At 35.7% G+C, this 445-nt stretch carries 1 protein-coding gene; it reads left to right on the top strand.

The annotated features are described in order from the left end of the window. The coding region (locus BAU27_RS08345) for a SpaA isopeptide-forming pilin-related protein (protein WP_139254628.1) at positions 1–445 on the top strand (445 nt) is incomplete at both ends.

The raw sequence follows: 445 nt of genomic DNA, 5'->3' as shown, positions 1-445 counted from the left end.
AAACAAAGAACCAGTTACTGAGTCGGGTACTCATCCAGTCGAAAATATGACAGCTGGTGGTGGTGCTACTGGCAACAAGGTTCCAAAAGGAAAGCTGAAAATTGTTAAACATATTGAAGGAAATAAAGAAAAAGTAATCCCAAATGTTTCGTTTAAGTTGTATAAAGAGTCTGGTGAACAAGTTGGGGGCGAATATAAAACAAATGAAAAAGGGATAGTTGAAACTCCTCAATTATCACCAGGTAAATATTATGTACAAGAGGTTTCAGCTCCAGACTATATTGATTTCGATCCTCAGAAAAAAGTAGAGTTTGAAATAAAATCAAATGATGAAAATGGAGTCGAACTGGATATTCCAAATAAGGTGAAAACTACATCTGTTTCAGGAACGAAGATGTGGAATGATAACAACAATAAGTTCGGTAAACGTCCAGACAGTATTACG

The sequence above is a fragment of the Bacillus sp. NH11B genome (genome assembly GCF_001884205.1).
Lineage (GTDB): Bacteria > Bacillota > Bacilli > Bacillales > Bacillaceae_G > Bacillus_A > Bacillus_A proteolyticus.
This window is presented reverse-complemented; position numbering and strand designations above follow the sequence as displayed.